This is a genomic window from Sedimentibacter saalensis, from assembly GCF_007830175.1.
Lineage (GTDB): Bacteria > Bacillota > Clostridia > Tissierellales > Sedimentibacteraceae > Sedimentibacter > Sedimentibacter saalensis.
The window spans coordinates 330,490-355,291 of the sequence record NZ_VLKH01000001.1 but is presented as its reverse complement, the minus strand read 5'-3'; the positions used below and the strand labels follow the sequence as shown (position 1 = coordinate 355,291).

General features: G+C 35.1%; 25 protein-coding genes. 24 read left to right on the top strand and 1 reads right to left on the bottom strand.

Annotation, left to right across the window (positions count from 1 at the left end; all coding sequences use genetic code 11):
• The first annotated feature begins 135 nt into the window (after positions 1 to 135).
• The 11 genes from LY60_RS01550 to LY60_RS01505 all read left to right on the top strand — a co-directional run bounded on the left by LY60_RS01550 (position 136) and on the right by LY60_RS01505 (position 7,959).
• On the top strand, positions 136 to 789 hold the full coding sequence (locus tag LY60_RS01550; RefSeq protein ID WP_145079043.1) for a RecX family transcriptional regulator: 654 nt from the start codon (positions 136 to 138) through the stop codon (positions 787 to 789).
• A gap of 31 nt (positions 790 to 820) precedes the next feature.
• Positions 821 to 1,711, top strand: a complete 891-nt coding sequence (locus tag LY60_RS01545; RefSeq protein WP_145079040.1) for a sensor domain-containing diguanylate cyclase — start codon at positions 821 to 823, stop codon at positions 1,709 to 1,711.
• An 881-nt stretch (positions 1,712 to 2,592) separates the two neighbouring features.
• Positions 2,593 to 2,769 carry a hypothetical protein gene (locus LY60_RS17915; RefSeq protein ID WP_019227893.1) on the top strand — a complete coding sequence of 59 codons (177 nt, stop codon included), beginning with the start codon at positions 2,593 to 2,595 and terminating at the stop codon, positions 2,767 to 2,769.
• 3 nt (positions 2,770 to 2,772) lie between these two features.
• Entirely contained in the window at positions 2,773 to 3,258 is a 486-nt protein-coding gene (locus LY60_RS01540; protein ID WP_145079037.1) for a Fic/DOC family protein, read from the top strand.
• A 62-nt stretch (positions 3,259 to 3,320) separates the two neighbouring features.
• Positions 3,321 to 3,563, top strand: coding sequence for a hypothetical protein (locus LY60_RS01535; protein ID WP_145079034.1), 243 nt, complete (start codon positions 3,321 to 3,323; stop codon positions 3,561 to 3,563).
• A 104-nt stretch (positions 3,564 to 3,667) separates the two neighbouring features.
• A complete protein-coding gene (locus tag LY60_RS01530; RefSeq protein WP_145079031.1) occupies positions 3,668 to 4,315 on the top strand; it encodes a hypothetical protein in 648 nt (215 codons plus the stop codon).
• A gap of 35 nt (positions 4,316 to 4,350) precedes the next feature.
• Positions 4,351 to 4,851, top strand: coding sequence for a hypothetical protein (locus LY60_RS01525; protein ID WP_145079028.1), 501 nt, complete (start codon positions 4,351 to 4,353; stop codon positions 4,849 to 4,851).
• 196 nt (positions 4,852 to 5,047) lie between these two features.
• Positions 5,048 to 5,533, top strand: coding sequence for a hypothetical protein (locus LY60_RS01520; RefSeq protein ID WP_145079025.1), 486 nt, complete (start codon positions 5,048 to 5,050; stop codon positions 5,531 to 5,533).
• 355 nt (positions 5,534 to 5,888) lie between these two features.
• The gene (locus tag LY60_RS01515; protein ID WP_145079022.1) at positions 5,889 to 6,104 is read left to right on the top strand and encodes a hypothetical protein; all 216 of its coding nucleotides are present in this window, start codon (positions 5,889 to 5,891) and stop codon (positions 6,102 to 6,104) included.
• Positions 6,105 to 6,279: 175 nt separating this feature from the next.
• Positions 6,280 to 6,735: an Imm63 family immunity protein gene (locus LY60_RS01510; protein WP_145079019.1), complete on the top strand. Its 456-nt coding sequence runs from the start codon at positions 6,280 to 6,282 to the stop codon at positions 6,733 to 6,735.
• Between the two features lie 441 nt (positions 6,736 to 7,176).
• Positions 7,177 to 7,959 carry a ParA family protein gene (locus LY60_RS01505; protein WP_145079016.1) on the top strand — a complete coding sequence of 261 codons (783 nt, stop codon included), beginning with the start codon at positions 7,177 to 7,179 and terminating at the stop codon, positions 7,957 to 7,959.
• Positions 7,960 to 8,144: 185 nt separating this feature from the next.
• Here LY60_RS01505 and LY60_RS01500 read toward each other — a convergent pair whose 3' ends face one another.
• Positions 8,145 to 9,314, bottom strand: a complete 1,170-nt coding sequence (locus LY60_RS01500) for a S8 family peptidase (protein ID WP_145079013.1) — start codon at positions 9,312 to 9,314, stop codon at positions 8,145 to 8,147.
• 198 nt (positions 9,315 to 9,512) lie between these two features.
• On the opposite strand from LY60_RS01500, the gene LY60_RS01495 reads away from it, so the two are divergent.
• From LY60_RS01495 to dapF, 13 genes are all read left to right on the top strand, one after another.
• On the top strand, positions 9,513 to 10,196 hold the full coding sequence (locus LY60_RS01495) for a response regulator (RefSeq protein ID WP_019227383.1): 684 nt from the start codon (positions 9,513 to 9,515) through the stop codon (positions 10,194 to 10,196).
• 36 nt (positions 10,197 to 10,232) lie between these two features.
• The gene (locus LY60_RS01490) at positions 10,233 to 12,020 is read left to right on the top strand and encodes a HAMP domain-containing sensor histidine kinase (protein WP_145079010.1); all 1,788 of its coding nucleotides are present in this window, start codon (positions 10,233 to 10,235) and stop codon (positions 12,018 to 12,020) included.
• Positions 12,021 to 12,034: 14 nt separating this feature from the next.
• Positions 12,035 to 13,420 (top strand): hypothetical protein, encoded by a 1,386-nt coding sequence (locus LY60_RS01485; RefSeq protein WP_145079007.1) that lies wholly within the window; start codon positions 12,035 to 12,037, stop codon positions 13,418 to 13,420.
• Positions 13,421 to 13,436: 16 nt separating this feature from the next.
• Positions 13,437 to 14,270, top strand: coding sequence for a two-component system regulatory protein YycI (gene yycI, locus LY60_RS01480; protein ID WP_145079004.1), 834 nt, complete (start codon positions 13,437 to 13,439; stop codon positions 14,268 to 14,270).
• A gap of 192 nt (positions 14,271 to 14,462) precedes the next feature.
• Positions 14,463 to 15,737, top strand: coding sequence for a UDP-N-acetylglucosamine 1-carboxyvinyltransferase (locus LY60_RS01475; protein WP_019227387.1), 1,275 nt, complete (start codon positions 14,463 to 14,465; stop codon positions 15,735 to 15,737).
• A gap of 32 nt (positions 15,738 to 15,769) precedes the next feature.
• Positions 15,770 to 16,087: a zinc-ribbon domain-containing protein gene (locus LY60_RS01470; protein ID WP_145079001.1), complete on the top strand. Its 318-nt coding sequence runs from the start codon at positions 15,770 to 15,772 to the stop codon at positions 16,085 to 16,087.
• A 189-nt stretch (positions 16,088 to 16,276) separates the two neighbouring features.
• Positions 16,277 to 17,629, top strand: coding sequence for a transglutaminase family protein (locus LY60_RS01465; protein WP_145078998.1), 1,353 nt, complete (start codon positions 16,277 to 16,279; stop codon positions 17,627 to 17,629).
• A gap of 252 nt (positions 17,630 to 17,881) precedes the next feature.
• Entirely contained in the window at positions 17,882 to 19,747 is a 1,866-nt protein-coding gene (locus LY60_RS01460; RefSeq protein WP_145078995.1) for a sigma-54 interaction domain-containing protein, read from the top strand.
• A gap of 366 nt (positions 19,748 to 20,113) precedes the next feature.
• Positions 20,114 to 20,746: a nucleoside recognition domain-containing protein gene (locus tag LY60_RS01455; RefSeq protein ID WP_019227391.1), complete on the top strand. Its 633-nt coding sequence runs from the start codon at positions 20,114 to 20,116 to the stop codon at positions 20,744 to 20,746.
• A gap of 1 nt (position 20,747) precedes the next feature.
• Positions 20,748 to 21,281: a spore maturation protein gene (locus tag LY60_RS01450; protein WP_145078993.1), complete on the top strand. Its 534-nt coding sequence runs from the start codon at positions 20,748 to 20,750 to the stop codon at positions 21,279 to 21,281.
• Positions 21,282 to 21,303: 22 nt separating this feature from the next.
• Entirely contained in the window at positions 21,304 to 22,218 is a 915-nt protein-coding gene (locus LY60_RS01445) for a S66 peptidase family protein (RefSeq protein ID WP_145078990.1), read from the top strand.
• A gap of 273 nt (positions 22,219 to 22,491) precedes the next feature.
• Positions 22,492 to 23,790, top strand: coding sequence for a diaminopimelate decarboxylase (lysA, locus tag LY60_RS01440; RefSeq protein ID WP_145078986.1), 1,299 nt, complete (start codon positions 22,492 to 22,494; stop codon positions 23,788 to 23,790).
• 11 nt (positions 23,791 to 23,801) lie between these two features.
• A complete protein-coding gene (gene dapF, locus LY60_RS01435; RefSeq protein ID WP_145078983.1) occupies positions 23,802 to 24,641 on the top strand; it encodes a diaminopimelate epimerase in 840 nt (279 codons plus the stop codon).
• Positions 24,642 to 24,802 lie beyond the last annotated feature (161 nt).

The window sequence follows — 24,802 nt, the reverse complement described above, 5'->3', positions numbered from 1 at the left end:
CTATCGTTGGATGACAGCGTCAGGGTTTGTCAATATTCTGAGAAGAGAAATCTTCTCCTTTTTTTTGTTAATAATACAAAAGTTGATAAATTTCGATAAACATGATAAAATATATAAAATTATTGCGAGGGAAATATGAAAAAAATTACGAAAATCGAATATCAAAAAAAGAATAAAGACAGATTTAACATTTACCTTGATGACAGCTATGCCTTTGCTGTTGACATGAATGTTATGATAAAATATTCCCTTGCAAAGAACATGGAACTAGATGATGATTTCATAAGTGAAATATTAACTGCAGAGGAAGAAATGAATGCATACAACTACGCAGTCAACTTGCTTTCAAGAGCTCCAAAAAGCGAAAAAGAGCTTAAGATGAAAATGCAGGATAAGGGTTATGATGTAATCTTCATTGAAAATGTCATAAAAAAGCTAAGAGAACAAAGATACATCGATGATGAAAGATACAGTGAAATGTTCATTAGCAGCAAAATAAACACATCAAAAGACGGCAGGCGAAAAATAAAAGAAGCATTGTACAACAAGGGAATAAATAAGGAAATAATAGATGAAAAACTGAGCAGCGTGTCTGAAGAAGAGGAAATAGAAAGAGCATTTTTGCTAGCCAAAAAAAAGCTCGCTTCAATGAAGGAAGAGGATACCCGCAAAAAAACGCTTAAATTGTCGAACTATTTAATTAACAAGGGATTTGAATACAGCACAGTAAAGAAGGTGGTGTCAAGTCTATTAAAGGGGGATTTTGATGAGTTTGACCAGTGCTATTAAAATTGACAGAATATAACTAGGGGGTGTAAGTATGATTGAATTTAGCAATTATATTTCTGACGCATTGATAAAGTGCAAAATTGTACGAGGGGAAACAGGAAAGATTGATTTATTCGCGATTTTCTGCAACGATAAGGTAGAGGGCATAACAGGTTTTAGGCCGGAAGCGTTGGTGAATCAAAACATGGCAATACTTTTTCCAAAGCTTTCAGATTCGTTGTTTGATTGGCCGAGAATATTATCCGAAGCTGCCATGACAAATGAACATAAAATAATTGAGCAGTATTTTCCGAACTTTGAAAGATATCTAAGGCTTAGTGTTTTCGGATACAAGGATGACACATTTTACATTGCCGCACAGGATGTAACTGAAAAAAAGGAAATCAGAAGAATTGTGCTGGAAAAGGACAGGCAGATACAACATCTGGAAAATGAAATAAAATCAAGAGCCAATGTAGATATGCTCACAAGACTTTACAATTTTCAGTTCATGATTGACTGCATAAACAATAGTATTGCATCATATAAAGAAGAAGGAGCCAACTTCTGCATGCTGATTATAGACATTGACGATTTCAAGACGTTCAACTTAAGCTACGGCATGAACACAGGAGATAAGGTTCTTCAGGATTTTGCCAGGATACTTAGCTCTGTAGTAAGAAAAATTGATGTTGCAGGAAGATATGAAAATGACAAATTCATAGTTGTTATGAACAACGTGGACATTGACATAGCCAAGCTTATGGTTGAAAAAGTAAAAATGGAAACAAAAAATTACAACCTTAACATCAATAACACAAGTTTGAGCACATGCGGCGCCCTGGTGGAATACAACGGAGAAACAATTGAAGAGTTGTTCAGCAAGGCTGAAGCACTGCTGGTAAAGGCCCAGTCCATGGGCAAAGGAATAATATTGTCATAAACCTAATGGAATGCATAGCATTCCTCAGGCTTCTGACAAAGTTATTTTAATTAATAATATTGGTAATTGTGGTGATGTTGAAATCTAAGTACGTAGGGGAGAGCCTTGTGCTCTCCCGCAGATAACAATTTATTGTTTGTATTAATCCCACGGGAGGACACAAGATCCTCCGCTACAATATGTAGAAATTAAGTTTGTCAATAGTCTAGGGAATGCATAGCATTCTTTTTTTAGTCCAATCTAATTTTTAATCCTTTCATATTTTTGAACTTCTTTAATTAACACACGAATCTTAAGTTTTTACAAAAACATATATTGTTTTCAACATGTCCACGCACAATCAGCCTTTATATGATAGTATTTAATAAAAATTAAATAGAAAAATAGTGACACACTTGAGAAAATTAATTTTTAATATAAGTGCAATTGCAAGTTTTGCATGAGATGTAGTATAGTATTTTATTTTTAGAATAAATTGGAGTTCTATAATGAAAAAAATTTTAAATATGTATTGTATTTCATATTAACTATAATAATTATAATAAAATGGTCACAGTTTTTTGGTGGCGGTGATTATATCTTAAAAGCGATAATAATTATTATTATCTTTATGCCTGTAACAGCATATGTGTTTTTAAATAGTAAATATTTTCGTCATCTTAAATTAAAACGTATTAGATTTGCAATTTATTTTGCGGTATTATTGATATATTTGTTTTTAATTTATATATTAGGATATTATGTTGTTTCAAATGCAGTTAAATAGAAATTAAGCTTTAAGCAAGTGGAGAATTCAGCCTTAGAATATAAGTAAAGAGTTAAGGTTTTTGTAGATAAAATTGCCTAAATATGATAAAATATGTATGGTTGGAGGGATTATTATGGATGATAAAAGAATAGAAAAAATAATACGAAATGTTAATGCAAATCTATCAATTGAAGGAATGCCATTAACCAACAACGATAAAATAAGAATGAGAGATTGTTTAACTGGAAAAACCACAATTAATGATACTGTAAAAAAACTTGTGGAAAAACATACTGTGAAAAGAGTGTAGACTATGAATACTGATTATTCATACAGCTTTGATAACGATTTAAAGTATTGTTATCCCAATTCTTCTGTTCTAAAAAATAAATTAAATATAACAAATGAACATGATTTAGGCATTGCTGAAAGAGAAATAAGTTCATTAAGAATAATGGAAATTGAAAATGAACCACTAAAAGGAAAATTGGATTTCAAACATTTAAAGGATATACACTACAATATTTTCAAAGATATATATGAGTGGGCCGGACAAATTAGAAATGTTAACATATCTAAGGGCAGTGTTTTTTGCTATTATGAAAATATCGAGAGCTATGCGGATTATGTCTTTAATAAACTTAAAGAAGAAAACTATCTTATTAATGCAGGTAACGATGCTATATATGATGGTCTTTCTTTTTATATGAGCGAAATAAATGCACTTCATCCTTTTAGAGAAGGAAATGGTCGTTCTCAGCAAAAAGATTTTATTGAATCAATTGGGTTGAAATATTAATCGTGCTTTGAGACGGAACTAATATCATAAATAAAAATAATATTAGTAAAGGATAATGAGAGATGAACAATGAAAGCAATAAAAAAATTGAAAGAAAGAATAAAGAAGAAAATAAAAATGCCTTTAATGATATAAAAATGTTCCTTTACTTACTTTTATGCAGTGAATTTTTTATGCTATATTTATCAGGAAGACAGATGTTTTATGAAAACGTTGACTGTTCACCAGCAGTAGCAGGAATAAATACTGTATTGCTGATTCTAACAATTCTTCATATAAGAAAAATTAAGACTAGTAAGAAATAACATTTTAGTTTGCGAAAATGACAAAATTGAGCATCATACATAAATGAAAATTGATAACATGCTAACTTTCAAATTCCTGAAAATTAGTTGAAAGGACAAATGACATGGTAAAAAAGTTATTTATTAGTTTAACCATAGTGTTATTGATATCATTAATCGTAGTAAATTTGAATGGTGATAAAGATATAATACATATAAATACTTTAAATGAGGTTGATCTAGTGGAAGAAATACCTTATTTTGATGCCATAGATTCTGTGCAGCTTGATGAAAACGATAAGGTATATAATATGCGGTATTATACTGAAGCCTCATACCTTTCTACAGATAGAAGAAACTTTATATACAGAGTAAACATTAAAAATAACAGGATAGATTTGTTAAAAGAAATTCCGAAAGAATACGCTGAAGTAACGGCACTATACTATTCTAATAAAGATAAGAAAATGTATATGGGGGCATATGGAGAAATTCCTTATGGTGATGAGATGCCAAGCAGTTATCTTATAAGATTTAATACAGATATGGAGATAGAGCAGGCTGTAAGGATTAAATACGAAATTAGCAACTTTTTTGAGGTAGGTGATAAGATATATGCTGAATGTAATTCAGAGCATGAGAGGCGTAGACTCTACATGGAAAACACTACTAATATTAGAACAATGCATGAAATAGACAAAAATAATTTTGACTTGAAAAAGTATGAAGGCTCATACATTTTTTTTGAATCTTATAAAATGGAAATATTGTAATTATAAAAGCAAGTGATGAAAATGTTAAAAGACTTATGGAAAAAAAGGGTGGCATTGATGTTATTGTCGAAATGATTGATAATAAGGGTGTTGTACTTAGAAGTAATGAAGTTAAGAGTGTTTACCCTTATAATATTGACTTTATAGAGCTGCCAAACGGAAATGTAGTATTTAATTTGGAAAAAGGGCAAGGGTATAATCCTAAAGATCAAGTATACATATATGCTAAAGATGGTGACGGTTATAGCTTATCACATAAAGATAAGGTAAAGTTACCTTATGGATATTATTATTCTGGAGTTGTAAAAGATAAAAATAATATAGGAATATTGGTAAACCAGATAGATCCGTCTGAAGGCAAGAATGAAATTTGGATGTTTGATGAAAATATTGAAAAATTAATAAAAAAGTATGAAGTTGATAATTCGGATGAATACACAACTACTTGGAGAGTAGAAATAGATGGTGACAAGAATAAGTTATTTCAACAGAATGGTACTAGCTTCAGAATAGGAGAAATAAATTTTTCAAAATAATAAGATTATAATGACATAGGGATAGAAGACGGACACTGGCTTGTAGACCAATGTCTTGCTATGCTCATGACATTAACATTGGACTATAACGAAATACAAGTAATATCTTACAAAATACTTCTAATTAAAAATAAGTGTGTATTAGTTTTTATATTACTGTAAAATATTATAATTGATTAAAAGGTGGGCTTTCTGAATGAACAAAAAAAGGTTAATTGCAGTATTTTTAATAATTACAATATTTTTAATCGCTTGGAGTATTATAGAAGACCAAAACAAAAGAATATATAGAGATTACGAAAATGATATTTCTAGCTTTCAAAACGGCAATAAAGAATTAATAGAATTATTAGAAAATTTCATTGAAACACCTAACATCAAGGATTATAGCAATATTCAATATAATATGGGAATATTGATGGAAAATTTAATTTCATTGTCAAGAAACATGAGTGAATGTTACAAAAAAGGTTTATTAAATGTGGATAAAACATATGATGAAGGAAGAGATATTAGTAATGCAGCAGCAAAAATAATTCAAAATTCTCAAAACTTACTTATTGAATCCATTAAACTGAGTAATAGCGAAATAGAATTAACTGAAGATAAAATCAAAACAGTTTATGAAGAATTAAATTCAATCAATGATTTATTTGAACCATATTATAATTCTTTAAAATGATAGTAGTTTTAATAATAAAAATGTCTTAATGATATAAAAATGTTCCTATAATTACTTTTATGTAGTGAATTACTTATGTTATATTTATAATATATTAATCAGAATAAATTTTTCGACAACAGACGCCAACGGTTTAGACCGTAGGCTGTTGGCTGCAAAAATTAAATCTTGCAGTGAAGTTGTGGTAATAATTTCAGCAGAAACCACAATATAGTCACAAATGGCTGCACTGTTCGAAGAAATAGCATCACATAAAAACAAACAACGTTAAAAGTACTTGAATCGGATATATTTGACCCTGATAAGAGAAAACCAAAACCCCATAAACGATAATTAATAGACTGGAGGTAAATGAATGACTACAATGAAAATAGTAATATTGACTCTCAATTTCTGTCTAGGATTGATTTTTATATGGGCGTCATACTCAAAGGGACAATTATTTAGTAATATATTCCGAGATATTGCAATTTCAAAAAAACCTGAGAATTTTGAAGAGAAGATTAAAGATGTTAGAGAATATGGAGAGTATTTGGATATGTTTTCTCAGGGGCAAATTTACTATTATTAATGGTTTTAAAATCATAGAAAGTCAGAAAAATCAAAGGCTAATAAGATAATAAAAAGGATGGCTTTTCATTATCCGTAGCAGTCTTTCTTTATAAAGTCCCGTAGTGACAAGGGGACGAGATTGTTGAATTGATAAAAAAGAAAATGTTATTATAAAATAATATGGGGGTTATAATATGGATTTAGACAATCTGTATACCACAATTGAGCTTGATAAAAAGTTGAATGCAACGTATGGAAGGCTTAAGCCTTTAGCCGTATCAGATGGTATCTATAAACCACTTGATATTAGCTTTTCTACTGGAACGCCACAAAACAAAGAAGGGGCGTATTGCTACTCTGATGAAAATGGGTATCATTATTGTTATACAGAACGAGGAGAAGTGAGTATGCATAAGATAACAAAGGATTTTTTTGAATTATCTTATTGGATATTTAATGACCAAGTTTTTAATATGGCATTAAGCTATGAGTTAAAACACAGAATAAAAGGTAAGGATCCTAGACGTTTGATATTTGATAAAGAACTTCAGCTTTTTGAAGCAATAGGGGAGAATTATAAGAAAAAGGCTGAAAATGACATAAATATCATTCTTAATGGAGCACCGTACCAGGACCAATTGTTTTTGTAAACTGCCGTATTACACAAAACCTAATTATTGTGAAGTAAAATATCCGTGACAAATACCTTGAAAAGCTTGTATCTTCTATTTTACAGTAATTACAGCTAACCTAAAGGTGTACCCTGTTAAATGTTCAGCCACCTAAAGAAAAGTTGTTGCAGGTTCAAATTTCTTAGCGGTCGGCAATGCCGACCGCTGTTAACCGATGAGTGCGCCCAAAACTGCACTCGTCTTAACGTACATTATTTTAAAGATGCTATTCTGATGTAAAAAACGAGGGTTTGACCGTATATAATAAAGGCTGTTTCTGTATGGTTTACAAAATTGGTCCAATGATGCTTGTTATTGAGTGCCGTATACAGTAAGACAAAATAAAAGAATGTTGAAAAATAAGAAAAATAGTTGCATTTAATGCAATTATTTTTTTGTTTCCAAAAATAAGGAGGGTATATGTGTAAAGTAATAGCAATAGCAAATCAAAAAGGTGGAGTTGGTAAAACTACAACAGCAATTAGTTTAGGAATAAGTCTGTCAAAACTTAACAAGAAGGTGTTGCTCATTGATTTGGATGGGCAAGCCAATTTGACAATGTCATTAGGATTTGAGCCTGATGAACTGTATAATACTATTACAAATTTAATTGAAAATAGAATTAAGGACTATAATTATAGTATTGAAAAAAGCAAGTATCTTATAAATGCAGAAGGTGTATATTTATTGCCTGCAGATATAGGTTTATCTAGTATTGAAGTAAAAATGCTAAATACTATAAACCGAGAAAATATACTTAAGAATATTGTCAAGGAATTTAAGCCAATGTTTGATTACATAATAATTGACTGTCTGCCATCATTAGGAAATCTTACTATAAATGCTTTAGTAGCTTCAGACAGTGTAATTATACCAGTGCAAGCTCAATATTTATCAATGCGTGGAATGGAACAACTTTTAGAAACTGTTAAAGGAGTTAAGGCACAAATCAATCCGGATCTAGAAATTGAAGGCATACTATTAACAATGTACGATAAGCGGACAAACTTGAGTAAAGAAGTTTTTGAAGCAATTAATGATACTTATGGGGAATATATTAAAGTGTTCAAAAATACTATTACGGTGTCAACAAAAATTGCTGAAGCACCATCACAAGGACTAAGCATATTTGCATATCATCCAAACAGTGAAGTTGCTAAATCATATGAATTGTTAGCAAAGGAAGTGTTATGTAATGAGTAAATTAAATTTAAATAAGAAATTAAAAGGTCACGATCTGATTAGCGATATAATTGGCAAGCCTGATATAAATAATGATGATGGTAATTGTTTAAGCACCTTTTATTATTCACATGCGGGCGGATACAAGATCCGCCCGTACAATTTTTATATTTAAGATTTATTGATAGAAATGAACTGTATCTTTTTTATAAAAAAATTCTGCTTATATCAAGTATTCCTGCGCCTTGTTCAATGGAGGAGGCTTTTATTTTCGTGCATGCATTCAACAGCTTTCGCTTAATATCATAATGAGTGTAATTTGGGTTTTCGTTCAGTAAAAGTGCTGCAGCTCCTGAAACCATTGGGGCGGACATGCTTGTTCCGCTCAATGTAGTATAACTGGTCAGGTTTTTGTTGGAAAGAGACATGATGTTTACTCCGGGAGCTATGAGATCAGGCTTCCTTACCCTGTCAAGAGTTGGGCCCCTGCTTGAAAATTCCGCAATTGAATCATCATTTGTTTCAACTGTGCGCCCGTCATCAAGTGCTCCTACGGAAATTACATACCTGCTGGTTGCAGGAGACAGTATGGTGTTTCTCATGGGTCCGCTGTTTCCTACTGCTGCAACAACTATGAAGTTGTTGTCTATAGCCCTGTTTGCTGCTTTAACCAATGGGTCTCTCCTTTCCCTGTACTGAGCAATGGCTCCCAGGGAAAAATTGATTATTCTTGTTTTATAAACCTCCCTATTTTCGATTATCCACTGGACAGTTGATAAAATGTCTGATGTGTTTCCGTTTCCGCTTTCATCAAGAACTTTCACTGAAAGAATATTTGCTTCCGGAGCAATTCCTTTGTACTTACCCTTTGACGAATAGCCGTTTCCGGCAAGTATTCCTGCACAATGAGTGCCGTGTCCGTTGTCATCGTATGCTCTTGTTTCCTTGTTTACAAAATCCTTGAATCCTACTATGCGGTTTGTGGGGTAAACAAGGTCCGCATGGGGTGAAATTCCCGTATCAATTATGGCAACTGTGATGTTTTTGCCTGTATACTTTGTGTTTGTAATCAAATCCGCTCCCACCACGCTTCTTGCAACATCCATTACTGCGAATACCTTTGAATCATAGCTTATGAATTCCACGTCCGGGTCTTCTGTTATTTCAATGATTGATTGAATGCACATGTCGCAGGCGCATCCGTTTACTATGGGAAGATTGTAGTTTAATTTATTTGATAATGAAGAAATTTTTCCTTCTTTAATTTTTTTGTCGCTCTTATAACTTATTATAACCGGTAAAATGTTGTTATTGCTTGAATTTAGCTGCCCTTGTATAATTGGACAGAGTTTATTGTAATCTATATGATTTTTCATTATATTCACCACCTAAATTAATTTATGCTTATAAATAAAGATGGTGTTCATTTTTGAAAAACATGGTATAATATTTGAACAATGGATAAACATAGGTACACTGGATAAGCATTAGTACAATGAAAGAATGCTGTCCATTTTAGCATCAACAATCTATTTTTTCTGTTGTTTAATGATAATTGTCACATGGAGGAATTTATGCCTAAAATATTAGTAGTGGATGATGAAAGACCCATAGCCGAAATAATTAAGTACAACTTGCAAAAAGAAGGGTTTGAAGTACAGACAGCATATGACGGCGAAGATGCTCTCAAAGTGGTTCATAAATTGAATCCGGAGCTTGTAATACTTGACATAATGCTTCCCAAGAAAAACGGATTTGAGGTTCTCAAGGAAATCAGGATGGAATATGTTATGCCTGTCATAATGCTTACAGCAAAAGAAGAAGAAAATGACAAGATAACCGGACTTGAGCTGGGAGCTGATGACTACATCACAAAACCATTCAGCAACAAGGAACTTGTTGCAAGGGTGAGAGCAAACTTAAGACGTGTTAAACTTTCAAATGTCAATGAAGAAATGAAGTCCAAAATAATCAATGTAGGAAACCTTACAATTGATATGAATACGTACGAAGTCAGCAAGGACAACCAAATTATTGATCTTACAAACAGAGAATTTGATCTCTTAAAATATTTGTTTCAAAATTCAGACAGGGTTTTCAACAGGGAACATCTTTTGAAGGAAGTCTGGGGATATGAATTCGGTGACTTAAGAACCGTGGATGTTACCGTAAGAAGACTCAGAGAAAAAATTGAAACTGAAGAAGACAAGTATATAATCACAAAAAGAGGAACAGGATATTACTTCAAGAGCAAATAGGGAGACAGGCCGGTGACTCCGGCCTTAGGTGCAATTATGTTTAAAAGTATTAAGTGGAGATTTGTATTAATTTATTTTTTGCTGGTTTTTCTTTCCATGTCCATAGTTGGAATTTACATTGTTGATCAGCTGGAGGAAATACAGCTGGAGATGAACTCCAAGAACATGGACTCCCGCATAAGGTTCATCATAGCGTCATCTGACCCTTTGAAATCGAACATGTGGGAAGATAAAACAGAGGAAATTCAAAAAAGCATAAACAGCCTTCAGGTTGGATACAATGAAGACTTGTATGTAATATTGAATGATGAGAAGAAAACAATAATAGCAGGCAGTGTTGAAGAAGTCATAGGGCAAAGTGCATTGAACACAAATAAAATAAACAACTACATACTTGCAAAGTCAATGGATGGAAACCCTGCACACATTGCTCCTCCCGATGAGTTTGACGGAGAAAAAGACCCGTCTTACTATCACATGTCATATCCTGTTTACGCTGATGGAAGCATCAAAGGATTCATCTATTTTGTTAACAACATAGAATACATTTACGACACCGTGAATGAGTCCAGGGACATAATGTCCAAGGCTACCTTAATAGCGCTTGCCATCACCATATTCCTTGGTCTTATTTTGTCATCCAGCATAACAGGCCCAATCAAGGACCTTACTGCCAAGGCTGAACAAATGTCAAAGGGTGACTTTGACCACAAGGTAGATGTAAAGTCAGACGATGAAATCGGACAGCTTGGAAACACATTCAACTTTCTCATTGATGAGCTTAAAGGGACGATGTCTAAACTTCAGCAGGAAAAAAGCAAGATGGAAACTACATTCAAGTACATGGCTGACGGGGTTCTTACAGTTGATGCAGCAGGAAGCATAGTTCACGCAAACCCAGTAGCAGAAAGACTTCTTTCTTTGAAGAAAGAAGATGAAGACTACGATTCTGCCATTGTCAGAGTCAAGGACAAAATGATGCTGAATAATTTGAAGAAAAACAACTACCATGGCACCGATATTTTAGAACAAAACGGAGAAACATATAACATTGATTACGCTCCTTTCATGAACAATAAAAATGAAATTGGAGGCGTAATTATTGTATTTAAGAATATAACTGAACAATACAAGATTGACAAGCTTCAAAAAGAATTTGTTGCCAATGTTTCACATGAACTTAAAACTCCAATAACAACAATAAAAAGCTACACGGAAACTTTGCTTGATGGAGCATTGGAAGAAAGACAGATTGCCGTGGACTTTCTGACTGTCATCAACTCGGAAAGCGACCGCATGGCAAGACTTGTAAGCGACCTCTTAAGGCTTTCAAGAATGGATTATTCCAAGACTAAGTGGAAAAAGGAAAATTTAAGCTTAAGCGACATGGTCAGCCAGGTGCTTAAAAAACTTCAGATTCAAATCAAGAATAAGAATATTCACCTTCAGCTGGGTAAAATTCCTGAAGACATGCACATATTATTTGACAGAGACGGTTTTGAGCAGATACTTTTAAATATTGCAGGCAATGCAGTCAAGTACACACCTGAAAACGGCAACGTGTATATTTCTGCTTACAGGGAAGACAACAACGTAGTTGTGAGCATCAAGGACGACGGAATTGGAATTCCTCCCGAAGATCAATCCAGAGTTTTTGAAAGGTTCTACAGGGTGGATAAGGCTAGAACAAGAGATATGGGGGGAACAGGTCTTGGACTTTCCATAGCAAAGCAAATAGCCGATGCCCATGACAGCACCATTGCCATAAAAAGCGAAATTAACAAAGGAACTGAGATGATTATTAAAATTCCAGAGTTATTTTAAATAAAGAGGCATATATGATACATAAAAAAATTAAAAATATAGTCTTGTTTGTAATGGTTGTAGTATGTGTCTATTTAAGCAGCTATGTATGGCTTCAGTTGCCTGACTTTATAAGCAGCGCAGACACAGAAGACAATGTTCCTGACGACATTATTGTTGCAGATATATGGGAAGTTGTAAGACCTATAAAGAATATAATTAAATACAAGGAAAATTATACTGTCATATATACGGACAAATTCGATATGTGGGGAAAGACGGTGCACATTATTAACGATGCTTTTCAAAACTATGATAAAAGCAGCGTTACTGAATCTGCCGCGTTTCCTAAAGAATATCTTAAGTTTGACTTCAGCACAAACATACCTTCAGAAATATTCACAGGGCACATGCAGCTGGAAAATGCTGAAATAAACAAAGCAGTAAAAAATATCAAAAATGTAATAGTAGATCTTGAAAATACTAAATCCTTATATTTTTACGACGGAATCAACACTGTGAAAATAGAAGGAGACAATATTGATACATCTGAGCTTTTGGACATAATCAAAAATTTTGATTTCGAAAGTGAAACGAAATATTCCTTTGATCAAAAAATAGGCGATGAAACGGTGCAGGTTCCGGTTCCTCTTGAAGTTTCTGCAATGAATCCCGTGTTTGTGCAGTCAGAGCTTGATGTGTTCGATACGTATAGAATCAATGAAATTGCAAAGGACTATTTTAAAAACAATTACGATTATGTGAGAAAATCCGTTGAAGTAAGCGGAAATCTTGTATACACCTACAGAACAGAAAAAGTTCTTAAAATTAATGAAGAAGGTCTTCTTGATTTTTATGATGCTGTGTTTGACCCGAACAGCGTTACAGACCAATATGAAAGCTTTGCTGCAGCTGTGAACTTCACAGAAGAATTTCTCGGATTTCCAAAGGATGTCTACCTGAGCAATCTTGAAAGCATTCAGCATGAAGGGAACTACGGCTACAGATACACATTTTCATACAAAATTCTTGAAAGACCTATATTGTTCAGCAAGGTAAGGGAAAATACAGCGCTGCAGATTGATGTGGTAGGCAACAAAGTTGTTTCGTACAAAAGGTTCATAAGAAACATAGATGATTCGCAAATGGACAAAATGAACAATACTCAGATTCTACCTGCAGTTGAAGTAATAAGCAGAAACCTTGACACAGGTGAAAGTGTAACAGCAGAAGGAACGGTTTCTGAAATTAAACCCATTAAAATTGAAATGATTAAGGATATCAACAACATTTACCTGGGATACTTCGACCTTGCAAGAATTTCAAAGGAACAGATGCTAAGAGTGGTGTGGGTTATTGAAACAAACAACAAGAGATACATTTTCAACGCCACAACAGGCGCATTGATTGAAGAATGGTAATGAAAAGGATGAATATATGGATTGGAACAAGTCAAACACAATACTTATAATTGCATTTGTTATTTTAAATATCATTTTATTGGCATCATACTTCAGCAACGCATATACGGAAGATTATAATGTCATGAATGATGAGCAGTTTGTTGAGAGCGTTGAAGAGCTTCTTAAACAGAAAAATATAACAATAAATAGCGAAATACCGGAACAGACATACGTTATGCCCTTACTTGATACTGAATATGAAGTGATAGATATAAACAATGAGCTTATTCAAAACTATCTGGGAAGCGGTGTAGAAGCAGTTGAAGATGTGTATGTGTACAACAATGATAATGGAGAAACACTTGAAATAATAAACGGAAAAAAACTGAGCTACACTATTCGTGAAAAAATACAGGGGAAACATCCAACCGAAGATGAAATGTCAGTGCTCATAAATGATTTTGTTGAAGAAAAAAACATCAGCATGGAAGGATATACTGAAAACCGCACATATGTAGCTGAAGATTCATGTGTTTATTCATTTACGCAAAGTTACAACGATTATTCCATGGAAAATTCATACATGAATTTTTACGCTGATGAAAATGGTATTTACAAGTTTGAAATGCAGCGAATAAATCATGTCAAGGAAATAACTGAAAAAGTTAGGACAGTTACTGCCGTCGAAGCTTTAATGAGGCTTTTGACATACGATGATGTTTCAGACAAAGAAATTATTAAAATTGAAATGACATATTACAGCACGGAAGATGAGAATTGGCAGTACATTGCAAGAATAAATTCTGACCCCGCGTGGAAAGTTATATTCAGTGATGGTACTCAAAAACACCTTCCAAACGCTGATTGATTACAAATAGTTACGCAATTGGAAAATACAGTGAAAGATAACCAATATTTAATAAACGTATATATTTTATTTTGTTGAAAAAAAACAAAAAATATTATATCATATTATGATGAATGTAATAAAATTGTAATATTGAGTATATCATTGCCAGTCAATTTAAATACATAAAAAAACAGAATTGAGGAATTGTTTATGTCTAAATTTGTTATAGAAGGCGGAACAAAATTAAAAGGAAAAGTTAATATCGGAGGGTTTAAAAATGCTGCTGTTGCCATAATACCGGCCACATTGCTCTGCCCGGGCAAGTGCATCATTCAAAATGTTCCTAAAATAGAAGACGTCAATGTATTCATTGACATATTGAAGGAACTGGGCGCAGTGGCTGAACATATAGACGACACTTCCATTTATGTTGATGCATCTCAAGTTAACGAATGCTATCTTAAAAACGGATTGTCGAAAAAAATGAGAGCTTCATACTATCTGCTGGGAGCAGGGCTTGGAAGATTTAAAAAGGCTTCTTCTCTGTTGCCGGGAGGATGTGACATAGGAGACAGACCCATTGACCAGCACATAAAAGGTTTTGAAGCACTGGGAGCAACTGTTGACATCACCCCCGAAGGAAGAGTAAATGTACAAGCCGATAAGCTGATTGGTGCAAAGATATATCTGGATGTTGTAAGCGTAGGGGCTACCATAAACATAATGTTGGCAGCAGTTTATGCAGAAGGTAGGACTATTATAGAAAATGCTGCAAAGGAACCGCACATAGTGGACACTGCGAACTTTTTGAATTCAATGGGAGCGGACATTAAGGGTGCAGGAACTGACGTAATAAGAATAAACGGAGTGAAAGAACTTACAGGCTGCACATACAAGGTAATTCCTGATCAGATAGAAGCCGGAACATACATGATTGCCGCTGCAGCCACAAAGGGAGACATCATAATAGACGATATAATTCCAAAGCATCTTGAGCCTGTGACTGCAAAGCTGAAGGAAATGGGTGTTGGAATTGAAGAATACGGAGATTCCATGAGAGTGTTTTACGATAAGGAACTTGTTCCAGTAAATATACAGACTTTGCCGTACCCTGGATTTCCAACAGATCTGCAGCAGCCTATGACAGTTCTTTTGTCAAGTGTCAACGGTGAAAGCACAGTGGTGGAAGGGGTATCCGAGGACCGATTCAAGTATGTGAATGAAATCAGGAAGATGGGTGCAAGCGTAGAATACACAAAGAAGCAGGCATGGATAAAAGGCAATCCTGAATTGAAGGGAACGGTGGTACAAGCTACGGATTTAAGAGCAGGTGCAGCCCTTATAATTGCAGGCCTGATTGCAAACGGACTAACTGAAATAACGGACATACATCATATTGACAGAGGTTATGAACATATAGAAAATAAATTTATGAATTTAGGCGCAAAAATAAAAAGAGTTGTCAAGGAAGAGGAACTGATTTAATATAATATAAAAAATAAAAAAGAGTTGATAATATGTCTTTTTTTAACATATATGTTGAACGGGAAAACATGGACTTCTACCAGCCCATATTATGCAGCTTTTGTGGGAAATACGGCCGGTATGAGGCATATATTGAATACCATGTTCTCAGATTTTTCTGCATACCACTTTTTATAGTGAAGAAAAAGTTTTTTGCAGTATCCACATGCTGCAATAATGTTTACTTGATTAAAAACAGAGAAAAAGGATTCATGATTAAAAGAAAACAAGGACATAATGTGTTTTTGCTGGAAAAGGATTTGGAACTTTTAACAGAAAATGATTGTCACGGTACTGAAGCAGCATTATGATGCTACGGTTGATGACGAAGTAACTTTCGACGTTGTCATTCTGAGGGCATAGCCCGAAGAATCTCATATTCAATAAAGATGAGATCCTTCACTATCGTTCAGGATGACAGCGCCGGGGTTTGTCAATAGTCTGAGCAGTATTATAATGATGCCTTTGCATAATTAAATATAATAATCATGGGGGAAAACATGTTTAATGATTTAAAGTACTTAAAGGTAAATCTTCCTGAAGATATACTGAAGTTAAAGTGCAGCGGAAATTTTGAAGGGGCACAGAAACTCATAGACTTGCGCCTTGAAAAACAAATACCTGTTGCCATGAGAAAAAGGCTTGAAATTGAAAAAGAAATACTCACCACCATAAAGGGTGAATATCCTTATTCATTTGAACAGGCACTGAAAATCATGCAGGACAACATAAAGGACTTCACGGAAGAAGAAATGGAAGAGCTGCAGGAAAATTCCCAGGCTGACTGGATTTTGGTTGATGGAAAAGTTAAATTTAACGATAGCTTTTACGGCTCCATTGTGAAGACAAGACCAGATATTGAAGCAAGGCTTAAAAACAACGTTTCAAATGACGACAGAGGTCAGTTCTTAAACGACAACATCAAAGACACAAAAGAAAACGGAAGCGCTTCATACTTCATCCGCATGAAGACATCAGTGAAGATCAAAAATCCCGGTGACAAACTTGGAAAAATAATAAAAGTTCATATGCCGCTGCCTATAGAATGCCAGCAATCAGACATTAAAATAATCAGTACTACACCTGAATCAAAATATATGTCATCAGTTGACTATCCTCAAAGAACAGCATATTTTGAAACAAAGTTGGAAGGGCCTCAGGAATTTTCAGTGGAATATTCCTTTAAGAGCACTCTTACATACAACAACCCTGATCCTTTACTGGTTTCGGAAGAGCAGCCAAAGTTCTTTACAGAGGAACAAGAACCACATATCATGTTCACACCGTACATAAGAGAACTTGCAAATGAAATAGTAGGAGATGAAACAAATCCTCTCATCAAGGCAAGAAAAATATACGACTACATAACACAAAACGTGAGGTATTCCTACATGAGGGCATACTCCACCATAACAAATATTCCTGAATACGCGGCATTAAACCTGAAAGGTGACTGCGGTGTGCAGGGGCTGTTGTTCATAACGCTGTTAAGATGCGCGGGAATTCCTGCAAGATGGCAGTCAGGATTGGCAGTTACTCCACAGCACATAGGACCTCACGACTGGACACAGTTTTATGTGGAACCTTTTGGGTGGCTGTTTGCAGATCCTTCATTTGGGGGAGGAGCTTTAAGAAACGGAAACACTGAAAAATGGAATTTTTACTTTGGAAACCTGGACCCATTCAGGATGGTTGCAAACTCAGAATTCCAGCATGAATTTGATCCTCCTAAAAAATATTGGCGTCATGACCCCTACGATAACCAGGTGGGTGAATGCGAATATGAGGACAGAGGCCTGAGAAGAGAAGAGTTCAAAGTAGAATACCAGCTGTTAGAGATGAAAAAATTGTAATAACTTGTTTCAAGGTGTAGGGGAGGACTACTGTCCTCCCGTTGATTAATACAAACAATAAATTGTTATCTGCGGGAGAGCACAAGACTCTCCCCTACGTACTTAGATTTCAACATCACCACAATTACCAATATTATTAATTGCATCAAACTGACCTGATTCAAAAGAATCAGGTTCTTTTATTTCAAACAGTTGAACAAAGTCAAAAATAGTGATATTATTAACAAAAAGATTAAATGATGGATGGGAACTATGTTTGAAAAAGACAGTTTTGAAAGACAATTTACGGACATGATACATGACGGCTTTATATTCATTGACACCATGGGAATCATTCAAATATACAACAGCAAGGCAAAGGAAATATTCGGAATAGACTATAAACCCGAGTACAGCCACAGTTCAGGAAAAATTGAAAAGGGTGATATTGTCATCATTGCAGACAGCTGCATCGGTAAGGATGATGGAGGCCTTTCTCCGGAATCTCTTAAATATATAGGCATTAGAAACAGCAATATAAAAACAGGAGATGCCATTGTTGCTGTAGGAAGCTACTGTGATGACAGACGGCTTGTTCCAAAATATGTATACAGCAGCAGTGACAGACTCCATGATAAACTTGAGCTTGAAGGAATGTATCATGGGATACATATTTCATCTTCCATAGACTTTGAAAACGGTATAGTTGCAGTAACAGCAGGGCAAGACACTTACAAGATTGAATTTGTTAAATGTATAGGTCATATGGTTGTTTTAGATGCTGCCACTAAAAAAATGAAGTTTTACCAGACAAAAGGATATACAGCAAGGGGCGAAGACATAAACGCATTGCTTAAGGGCAAGGAGTTCAGGTCCAAGGGCAATGATACAGAGCTTTTTGATGTGATTGGGAAAAATGTATTTGAAATACACAACGGCAATTCCACCATTAAGGAATTTTATGAGGCAGCAGTAGGGAACGACATCAGGTATACAGATGAATACAAGGAGATAAATGGCAGACCGACTATCTGCTCCCTGCATCCTGTGGACAAGAATGGCAAAAGAACGGGCGCAGTGTTGATAATCAAGGACATATCTGAAATCAAAAAAATTATAAGCGAACGTGACGAAGCTTTGCAAAATCTTTTCAGAATGGAAAGAAAACTCAGCGATGAGGAGGCTACCGAGAAGCTGCTGCCTGATCTGGCAGGTGACAGCAGGGAAATAACCAACGTGAAAAGGCTTGCATTGAAAGCTGCCAAGTCCAATTCAACAGTGCTGATACTGGGGGAAAGCGGGACAGGAAAAAGTATGCTGGCAAAAGCAATTCACGAAAACAGCAGCTATTGCAATAATCCTTTTATAGCTGTAAACTGCAGCTCAATACCGGAAACACTGCTGGAAAGTGAACTTTTTGGTTATGAAGGAGGAGCATTTACCGGGGCAAAGACCGGAGGAAAAATTGGATTGTTTGAAGCAGCACAAAACGGCACATTGTTTCTTGATGAAATAGGTGAGATTTCAATGTCCCTTCAATCAAAACTTCTTCAGGTTCTACAGGATAAGTCCTACTACAAGGTGGGCAGCAAGGATATTAAAAGAATTGATGCTAGAATAATTGTTGCTACAAACAGGAATCTGGAAGAAGAAGTTCAAAAAGGACGCTTCAGAGAGGACTTGTACTACAGGATAAATGTATTTCCAATCTGGATGCCACCCTTAAGAGAAAGAAGAGAAGATATTTATTCTCTTGTAAGAAATATACTTCCAAGAGTTTGCGAACGGACAGGCTGCGGAGACAAAGGAATTTCAGGTGAAGCATTGAGGCTGTTGTACTCCTACGATTATCCGGGAAATGTAAGGGAGCTGGAAAATATTCTTGAAAGAGCAGTAAACATGGCAGAGGGAAAAACAATTTTTTCAAGTCACTTAGCTGTAAAAAGAAACAGACAGCAGAATAAGGCAGGTGCTAAGGGGCTGAGAAAGTTAAAAGAAATAATCAACGATGCAGAAAAAGAAGCAATTGAAGAAGCAATAGCTGCAAACAACGGTGATTATAAATCAGCCATTATGGCTCTTGACATAGGCAAGACAGCTTTTTATGAAAAGGTTAAAAAACATAATATAATTATTTAATTGATTCCGCAAAACAGGAAACTTTCCTGTTTTGCGGAATTTTATCATTTTATTGAAAAAACAAATATTTTACTGAAAAGCAGATGACAGCGAATTTTTTTATTCCGCAAATGCGGAAAAAAACAACATTCAAAATAGAACAAATTAAATTGTTGGGATTTTTGCAACAAATATAAACACTGAAATTGCAATGAAATTCAGCAATTTATTTTTTTGATTGCATCTTGATTTTTGGCATACATATTGCTTTATATTTCGACAGCTATAATTAATAAATATTATTCAACATTCAGAGGGGAGGATTAATTGGGTTTGTAAATCCCTGCAAAATTTACAAGACAAAAATACTAAAAAGGGAGAACAAAAATGATTAATGGAATTTGGTTAGGTTTAATAGTTATTGGTGTTGTAGTTGCTATTTTTACCGGCAATGTTCAGGCGGTTACAGATGCAGCCATAAACTTTTCCGGCACAGCAGTTGAAATAGCAATAGGACTTATCGGAATAATGACTTTATGGCTTGGAATAATGGCTATCGCAGAAAAATCAGGATTAATAAGAGGATTAGCTAAAGCTTTAAGCCCTATTATGAAAAAACTGTTCCCGGAAGTACCGGCAGATCATCCTGCAATGGGAGCAATGATAATGAATATAGCAGCAAATATTCTTGGATTGGGAAATGCAGCAACTCCATTTGGACTTAAGGCAATGGAAGAACTTGATACATTAAATGAACATAAGGGTGTTGCAACAGATGCCATGGTTATGTTTTTAGCAATAAACACATCATCTGTAACACTTTTACCTGCAACTGTTATTGGATTAAGGGCAGCAGCAGGTTCTACAAACGCAACAGAAGTTATCGGACCTGTTATTCTGGCTACAACAATCTCTACGGTTTCAGCCATAATACTTGCAAAATTGTTCGGAAAAATGAAAAGATACAAGGTTGAAAACTATATAGAAAAATCTGATGTAGAAAACGTACAGGAGGGATAATATGCTGCAGACAGTTTTAAATACAATATCATTATATGCAATACCAGCTATATTGTTGGGAATACCGCTTTATGGATATATTAAAAAAGTCAAGGTTTATGAAGTGTTTGTTGGAGGCGCAAAAGAAGGATTTGATACAGCAATAAGAATAATACCATACCTTGTTGCAATGCTTGCTGCTATAGGAATATTCAGAGCCTCAGGAGCAATGAGCTTTGTTGTTAAATTATTGAGCCCTGTAACAAATTTAATAGGATTGCCTGCAGAAGTTCTGCCAATGGGTATCATGAGGTCCCTCTCAGGCGGCGGCGCTGAAGGAATGATGGTTGAACTGTTCAATACATATGGACCGGATTCATTAATAGGAAGAATGGCTTCAGTTGCTATGGGTTCAACAGAAACTACAATGTACTGCATAGCTGTTTATTACGGAGTTGCAAAAATTACAAAAGTAAGACACACATTGTCTGTAGGATTGCTGGTTGATGCTATAAGCTTAATAGCTGCAGCAGTTATCACAAACATAGTTTTCTAATTGACAGAAAGAAGGTAACAAAATGTTTTTTCCTGATAAGCTAAAAAAAGGCGATACAGTAGCAATAATAGCTCCATCTTCTCCTGTAACCACAGAACAAGCTGATGCTTGCAAAAAGCTGGTTGAAGACATGGGATACAAGGTTAAAATGGGAAAGTGTACATACCAGTCATTGCACGGATACTCTGCAGGTCCTGGAAAGTCAAGGGCAGAAGATATCAATGAAATGTTTGGCGACAAGGAAGTAAAAGCCATATGGTGCATAAGAGGCGGGGATACAAGCTCTCATGCAATGGATAAATTAGACTTTGAAATGATTAAAGACAATCCCAAAATATTTGTGGGATACAGCGATGTTACAAACTTGAACGTGAATTTCAATCAGAAATGTGGTTTTGTAACATTCCACGGCCCCATGGTTAAATCAAACATGCTTAATTCCTACGACGATTTCACAAGAACAAGCTTCGAAAAGGCACTAAACATGGAAGATGAAATACTGCTTGATAACCCACAGGGTGAAGAGTTCAAGGTAATGGTTGAGGGCTGTGCCCAGGGAACAATTGTGGGAGGTAATTTATCTCTTCTTGTTTCCATGATAGGAACACCATATGAAGTTGATACAAAGGATAAAATTTTATTTATTGAAGATGTTGAAGAAAATGTAAGAAGACTGGACAGAATGATGTACCAGCTTAAATATTCAAACAAACTGAAAGAATCAGCAGGAATAATTTTCGGAGATTTTACAGATTGTGTCAACGAAAGTGACAGTGAATATACAGTTGTTGAAATGCTTAAGGATGTTCTTGCAGATTACAGCAAACCGGTTATGTACAACATCAAGTCAGGCCATTGCTTCCCAATGTCAACAATACCGCTGGGAGCAAACTGCACTATTGACACAAGAACAAAATCAATTAAATTCAATATATAAATAATGGGGCTGTTTGCATTGTAATTATTATCGTGTCATTCTGAGGGCTTTGCCCGAAGAATCTCATAATTTTAAAAGATGAGATCCTTCGCTAACGCTCAGGATGACATGAAAAAATTTGGTGCAACAGTCCTATGCATTTTGAGGTAAAAAATATTAAAATAGTTGAGAATATATAAATTTTTTGGTATAATATTTGCATTTATATTAAGATTAAGTTATACTAATTAAAATTGTAAATAACTCCATAAAATTAAAAAGGAGATAATGATAATGGATAGAACAATAAAAAACAACACTTTGTATTTTGACGGATGTAATACAGTTGAACTTGCTAAAAAATATGGAACACCGCTTTATGTAATGAGCGAAACAGCTATAGTTGAAAAATGTAAAGAAATCAGAGATACATTTCTCAATAAATATGAAAAGACAAGAGCTGCCTATGCTTCAAAGGCATTTTTGACTTTGTCCATGTGCAAAATAATTGAAAGAGAAGGTCTCTGCATGGACGTTGTTTCAGGAGGAGAACTGTATACAGCAATGAAGGCGGATTTTCCTGCTGAAAAAATTGAATTCAACGGAAACAACAAATCCATTGAAGAACTTCAGCTTGCCATTGACTACAACATAGGAAGAATAATAGTTGACGGCCTTGACGAACTTGATTTAATTGAAGAAATCTGCAAGGAAAAAGGGAAAAAAGTAAACATTTTATACAGGGTGACTCCCGGAGTAAAAAGCGATTCACACGACTACATTGTAACAGGTAAAAAGGATTCAAAGTTCGGAATACCGCTGGATGATGAAGTGATTTTTCCAGCCATAGAGCATGCAATAAAATCTCCATATGCAAATTTCATGGGATTTCATTTCCACGTAGGTTCTCAGCTTCATGACAATGAATCTCACCTTAAGGCGTTGGACATAGTTCTTAAGCTCATTAAGGACACAAAAGAAAAATATGATTATGCCACTCCAGAGCTTAACATTGGCGGCGGCTTTGGAATCAAATACACAGAAGCAGACCATAAAAAACCATATGCGTACTTCCTGGACCCAATGATGGAAAAAATTGAACAGTTTTCTAAGGATATAGGAATCGAAAGACCTGAGATTGTAATTGAGCCGGGCAGAAGCATAGTTGGAGAAGCGGGAATAACTCTTTACACCATAGGAACAATCAAGGACATAAAAGGAATCAGAAAATATGTTTCGGTTGACGGTGGAATGACCGACAATATAAGACCTGCACTTTACCAGGCAAAGTATGAAGGAATAGTTGCCAACAAGGCAGAAGAACCAAAGACAGAAACAGTTACAATATGCGGCAAGTGCTGTGAATCTGGAGACGTCCTCATCCGTGATGCACAGGTTGCAGATGTGAAAAGAGGAGACATATTTGCGGTGTTTTCAACAGGAGCTTACAGCTACACAATGGCAAGCAACTACAACAAAAATCCTCTATTGGCCACAGTGCTGGTTAAAGAAGGAAAATCAGAAATAATAGTAAAAAGACAAAGCTACGAGCATATGATAGAAAATGAGATAATACCTGATTCATTGAAATAAGGAGGCACATTATGCAGTTTACCAAAATGCAGGGAGCAGGAAATGATTTTATAATCATAAACAACATGATTTTAAAACTGCCTGTGGAAAAAATACCGGCAATAGCAAAAAAGCTGTGCCAGAGAAAAGTTTCCCTGGGAGCAGACGGGTTCATGGTGGTTGATTATCCCGATGGAGATGCTGATTTTAAAATGCGCTTTTACAATCAGGACGGAAGCATAGGAGAAATGTGCGGCAACGGTGCAAGGTGTATATCCCGTTACGCCTACATCAACAACATTGCAGGCAGAAAAATGAAATTTGAAACCGGAGCAGGAATTGTAGAATCCGAGGTTCTTGAAGGCCGACAGGTCAAGGTTCTGCTTAACAAACCTGAGATAGTGAAGATTGAAAATGATTTGGAAATTGATGGTGTCAAATATGAATGTTCATACATTGAATTAGGTAATCCAGGACTGCCTCATGCTGTTGTAAAATTTGAAGGACTGTCTCATGCAGATTACAAAGAAATTTTTGAGACAGGAAAGAAAATCCGATACTATGAAAAGTTTCCAAAGGGTGCCAATGTGAACTTTTTTGAAATTTTAGATGAACATACAGCATTGGTCAAGACATACGAAAGAGGTGTGGAAGATTTAACGCTGGCATGCGGAACCGGTTCGGCATCTGCAGCTGTTGCCTTAATACTTAAGGGTTATTTGAAAGGTGACAAAGTTAAAATCATAGTTTCAGGAGGCGAATTGTTTGTGGAAGTTGAAAGAACAGGCAATGTTGTTCATAAACTCTACCTCATAGGAGATACAAACATAGTAGCAACCGGTGAAATATTGGATGAAGATTTAGTTTTATAATATTAAATGGCAATGGGACTGTTGCATTAAGTGTATTCATGTCATCCTGATCGTTGAGCGAAGGATCTCATCTTTTGAATTCTGAGATTCTTCGGGCTAAAGCCCTCAGAATGACACGATGCTATCACTAATGCAACAGCCCCATTTATTATATCGAAGAA

What these genes read in the sequence shown, in the direction of transcription:
- yycI (WP_145079004.1), top strand. Translation starts at nt 13,437, where the DNA reads ATGGATTGGAACAAGTCAAACACAATACTTATAATTGCATTTGTTATT.
- LY60_RS01515 (WP_145079022.1), top strand. Translation starts at nt 5,889, where the DNA reads ATGACTACAATGAAAATAGTAATATTGACTCTCAATTTCTGTCTAGGA.
- LY60_RS01505 (WP_145079016.1), top strand. Translation starts at nt 7,177, where the DNA reads ATGTGTAAAGTAATAGCAATAGCAAATCAAAAAGGTGGAGTTGGTAAA.
- LY60_RS01545 (WP_145079040.1), top strand. Translation starts at nt 821, where the DNA reads ATGATTGAATTTAGCAATTATATTTCTGACGCATTGATAAAGTGCAAA.
- LY60_RS01450 (WP_145078993.1), top strand. Translation starts at nt 20,748, where the DNA reads ATGCTGCAGACAGTTTTAAATACAATATCATTATATGCAATACCAGCT.
- LY60_RS01550 (WP_145079043.1), top strand. Translation starts at nt 136, where the DNA reads ATGAAAAAAATTACGAAAATCGAATATCAAAAAAAGAATAAAGACAGA.
- LY60_RS01495 (WP_019227383.1), top strand. Translation starts at nt 9,513, where the DNA reads ATGCCTAAAATATTAGTAGTGGATGATGAAAGACCCATAGCCGAAATA.
- LY60_RS01500 (WP_145079013.1), bottom strand. Translation starts at nt 9,314, where the DNA reads ATGAAAAATCATATAGATTACAATAAACTCTGTCCAATTATACAAGGG.
- LY60_RS01485 (WP_145079007.1), top strand. Translation starts at nt 12,035, where the DNA reads ATGATACATAAAAAAATTAAAAATATAGTCTTGTTTGTAATGGTTGTA.
- LY60_RS01490 (WP_145079010.1), top strand. Translation starts at nt 10,233, where the DNA reads ATGTTTAAAAGTATTAAGTGGAGATTTGTATTAATTTATTTTTTGCTG.
- LY60_RS01475 (WP_019227387.1), top strand. Translation starts at nt 14,463, where the DNA reads ATGTCTAAATTTGTTATAGAAGGCGGAACAAAATTAAAAGGAAAAGTT.
- lysA (WP_145078986.1), top strand. Translation starts at nt 22,492, where the DNA reads ATGGATAGAACAATAAAAAACAACACTTTGTATTTTGACGGATGTAAT.
- LY60_RS01470 (WP_145079001.1), top strand. Translation starts at nt 15,770, where the DNA reads ATGTCTTTTTTTAACATATATGTTGAACGGGAAAACATGGACTTCTAC.
- LY60_RS01535 (WP_145079034.1), top strand. Translation starts at nt 3,321, where the DNA reads ATGAACAATGAAAGCAATAAAAAAATTGAAAGAAAGAATAAAGAAGAA.
- LY60_RS01445 (WP_145078990.1), top strand. Translation starts at nt 21,304, where the DNA reads ATGTTTTTTCCTGATAAGCTAAAAAAAGGCGATACAGTAGCAATAATA.
- LY60_RS01530 (WP_145079031.1), top strand. Translation starts at nt 3,668, where the DNA reads ATGGTAAAAAAGTTATTTATTAGTTTAACCATAGTGTTATTGATATCA.
- LY60_RS01520 (WP_145079025.1), top strand. Translation starts at nt 5,048, where the DNA reads ATGAACAAAAAAAGGTTAATTGCAGTATTTTTAATAATTACAATATTT.
- LY60_RS01460 (WP_145078995.1), top strand. Translation starts at nt 17,882, where the DNA reads ATGTTTGAAAAAGACAGTTTTGAAAGACAATTTACGGACATGATACAT.
- LY60_RS17915 (WP_019227893.1), top strand. Translation starts at nt 2,593, where the DNA reads ATGGATGATAAAAGAATAGAAAAAATAATACGAAATGTTAATGCAAAT.
- LY60_RS01455 (WP_019227391.1), top strand. Translation starts at nt 20,114, where the DNA reads ATGATTAATGGAATTTGGTTAGGTTTAATAGTTATTGGTGTTGTAGTT.
- LY60_RS01540 (WP_145079037.1), top strand. Translation starts at nt 2,773, where the DNA reads ATGAATACTGATTATTCATACAGCTTTGATAACGATTTAAAGTATTGT.
- dapF (WP_145078983.1), top strand. Translation starts at nt 23,802, where the DNA reads ATGCAGTTTACCAAAATGCAGGGAGCAGGAAATGATTTTATAATCATA.
- LY60_RS01465 (WP_145078998.1), top strand. Translation starts at nt 16,277, where the DNA reads ATGTTTAATGATTTAAAGTACTTAAAGGTAAATCTTCCTGAAGATATA.
- LY60_RS01510 (WP_145079019.1), top strand. Translation starts at nt 6,280, where the DNA reads ATGGATTTAGACAATCTGTATACCACAATTGAGCTTGATAAAAAGTTG.
- LY60_RS01525 (WP_145079028.1), top strand. Translation starts at nt 4,351, where the DNA reads ATGGAAAAAAAGGGTGGCATTGATGTTATTGTCGAAATGATTGATAAT.